This window comes from Phyllobacterium sp. YR620 (genome assembly GCF_900104165.1).
GTDB lineage: Bacteria > Pseudomonadota > Alphaproteobacteria > Rhizobiales > Rhizobiaceae > Phyllobacterium > Phyllobacterium pellucidum.
The window spans coordinates 1-3391 of the sequence record NZ_FNJP01000011.1 but is presented as its reverse complement, the minus strand read 5'-3'; the positions used below and the strand labels follow the sequence as shown (position 1 = coordinate 3391).

The following is a 3391-nucleotide window of genomic DNA, read 5'->3' as shown; positions in this document are numbered from 1 at the left end:
GAGGCGGTCGGAAGCTGCCGGAAAGTCGATGGTGCTGATCTTGGAGGCCGTGGCGGAAACGGTCAGCTTGTGGTCGGCCTGCTGCAGGTCGGACAGTGTCGTGAGGCTCGTCTTCAATGCGGCAAGGTCCGATGCCAGCTTGTCGAGCTGTTCCTTGGTGGCTGCCTTCTTGTCGAGCGCTTCAATGTCGGCGCCAAGGGTGGTCTTCACCCCGGCGAGGCCGGTGGTGAGCGTATCGAGCTGTTGCTGGGTGACGGACGACTTGTCGAGGGTGGAAAGCGCGGTGGTTAGCGCGTCAACCCGCTCCTGCAGCCCTTTGAACTCACCGGTCAGCGCGCCGCCCTCGGCCTCGCCTGCACTCGCCCTGGCCTGCAAGGTGGACAGGTCGGTGGTGATCGTCTGCAGGTCGCTCTGCAGCTGGCCGACCGTGACGCTCACCGTGGCCGTGCCGGCAGCCGCCGCCTGCAACTCGCCAACCTTGGCACTGAGCTTGGCATTGTCCTGCTTCAGCGCATCGACATCACTGGCAAAAGTGCTCGATGCTGCCTCGGCGTCTTTCTTGTCATCCGAATTACATCCGGCAAGCATGGTGCAGCCGAGCAGCCCGGCAAGCAGTGTTCGCGTTATGGTCATGAATTCCTCCAAATGAATCAGTAATGAAAACCGTTTTTTAAATCGAAATATCGGCGCTGCAGCCGCTCACCCGGAATTGCAGGAGGGGCGCCGAAGCGGCCCCTCCAGATTTTCTACTGGACGATCTGAACGCCGGGGAGCGGATTGGCCGTCGGCTTCGAGTAGTCGCCGGCCGGGCCCGAGGGCGGAGTGAGAGCCTCATCCTCGCCCCATCCTGTCGGGGTCTTGGAGAGGGTGTAGGCCAGCCGCCCGCCATCCTTGATCTTGTCGAGCGGCAGCCAGGTGCCTTGATAGGTGGCGCCGTTGAGCTTCATGTCCTGAATGAAGCGGACATCATCGAGAAGGGCGCTCTTGCCGCCGGTCGAGAAGCGCAGCTTCTTGCCGTTGGGCATCCAGAAGCTGATGCCGTCGAATTGCGGCGTGGAGATAGCAAAACCCGGCTGGGAAGGAATGATGGGATAGATGCCGAGTGTCGCAAAGACGTACCAGCTTGTCAGCGCCCCGACGTCGTCATTGCCGGGAAGACCGCCGGGATCGTTGGAAAAGTTCTTGTCGAGAATTGTTTTTAATACATATTGCGCGTGCTTCGGCGAACCCGCCCAGTTGTAGGCCCATGGTGCGGAGAAGGCCATTTCATTGCCGACATAGTAGTTGATGGATCTCTCGCCGCCATTGAATTGTTTCGCTGTCGGCTCTGGTCCGGACAGGTCCGGCGTTAGGGAAAACAAAGTGTTCAACCTGGTCATCGCTGCGAGCTTGGCGGTTGATCGGTCGGTACCGAGCTTGTTGATCAGGTCAGACCAGGCGTGCCCGAAAGACCAGAAATAGTTGGGTTCGGTGGCTTCGTGGAAGTAGATACCTTCCTTGAATGGTCCTTTCATCGCCACCCCGGCGGCATCCACCGTCACTGCGGCCCGATCCTTGATTGTCTTGGATGCATCGTCGAAGACATTCGTCCAGTTGGACGCCCGAGCGAAGAGCGCTGAGATATCCGCCGGCGTTACTCCACCATCGGCGAGTGCAGCCGCAGGGATGCTCTTGAGGAAGGCGGCCGCCGACATGTCATGGATGGAACTGTCCACCGTCGAGACAGCGGCGTCCGAAAAATAGCCGTTCGTAAAATAATGCTTCACCTGCGCTTCCGTCGTCCAGCTGCCGGTGTTGTAACTGCGCTTGTTATTGCAGGCGCTGTTTGGATCGAACGTCGCCTCTTTGAAGAACTTGGCCGCGCTTGCGAGGTCGAAGTTCTTCGCACCGAAGGCATATGATCCAGATACAATGGTTATTGAGTTGTGGCCCGACATCGCCCATGCATCGTCGGAACCGTCGGCAAAGTGCGGAAAGTTACCGCACTGCTTAGCGATTGCCACCAGCGACTGCATCATGTCGCTTGCCTCGTCTGGCGCTACGAGCGCCAGGAACGGCGCCTGCGTGCGATAGGTGTCCCATGTCGAGAAACCGGAATAGTGGGTTTTGTAGCCGCCCGTCGTGCCGTCGGCCTTCTTGTAGGTGTAATCCGAGACTTTTGCGGTTTCGCGCTCGGGAATAGGTGTATTCAAGACCTTCTTTCCGTTCGACTCGTCATCGTATGGCGGCCACACCTCCTGGCCGGAGGCGTCCCTGATCTTTGCCTGGCGGAAACTGCGGTATTCGCCATTGACGTCGCTATAAACGGTCGGCCCGCCGAATACGCGGTACAGGGAGGAATAGAACTGAATTATCTTCTTCTTTTGATTGTCGGTCAGTTTGGCGGGATCGTTCTTGGCAAGATCGATCTGGACGGTATTCAGACGCTTGTTCCAGGTATCATCGGCCAGCTTACGAATGTCGTCGAAGGACCAGCCGGGATTTTCGCCCTTGAACTGGGCATCGCCAAGCACGTTGAGTTTGGCGTTGGCGACACTCACCGACGAGGTGCCGATCTTGACGAGCACGGTTTTGTCTGCGTCGCCCAGATCAAACTGGAGCGCAATGGTCTTGTTCGGCGTAACGACGTTGACGGTATCGGCCGCGGGTTTGAGGGGCTTGTCGAAGGCTGCATAGAAATAGACCGGCTGGTTCCAGCCCCCGCCCCATGGCGCACAGAAGGCGGAGACGACCGTCTTGCCCGACAGGGATTTGCCGGCAGGATCGACGGTCAGGTCGACCATGTTCGCCGGCACGCCCGCACGATTCTGCGAATTGATCCGCGCATCGAAGTGCAGGAAGGCTTTGTCCTTGTTGTCATAGGTGAGACGCACCATGCCGGTACGCTGCGTAGCGGTCAGCTCGGTGGTGATGTTGGAGCCGTTGAATTTCACCTTGTAGTACCCAGGCTGGGCGAACTCATTGGCCCGGTCAAAGCTCGGACCCGACGAAGCGCTGATCGTAGAAGCCGTATTGTTGGGCAACATAGCGACTTCGCCGTGGTTGGTGCAGCCGGGACCGTTAAGGTGCTTTATCGAGAAGTAAGGGATGGTCGTCGAACTGTAGAGGTAGCCACCCGATCCGTTGAAGCCTGAACGGTTCATGGACGGACCAAAATTGACCCAGCCGAACGGCAGCTGGGCGCTCGGGCTGAGATTGCCCGAGAACCCGCTATCGCCGTTGACCCCCGTACCTATATAGAGATTGACATATTTTGTCAGCGGGGCGTCGGAGCGCGGGCGCAGGAATTCGAGGCTCTCTTCCCATGGGCCCGAATAGGGCGCCAGGCGCTTGTCGAGCGCTGCCGTGGTGTCGGCGATCTTCTTGGCGAGGGTTTCGAGGGTCTTCGGCA

Annotated in this window: 2 protein-coding genes; both read right to left on the bottom strand. The window is 58.8% G+C overall.

Annotation, left to right across the window (positions count from 1 at the left end):
- Positions 1-633, bottom strand: a 633-nt coding sequence (locus BLR72_RS22140; RefSeq protein ID WP_210183751.1) for a hypothetical protein, incomplete at its 3' end; no start/stop codon positions are given.
- A gap of 113 nt (positions 634-746) precedes the next feature.
- Positions 747-3391: glycoside hydrolase domain-containing protein (locus tag BLR72_RS22135; RefSeq protein ID WP_210183750.1), on the bottom strand; the 2645-nt coding region annotated here is incomplete at its 5' end.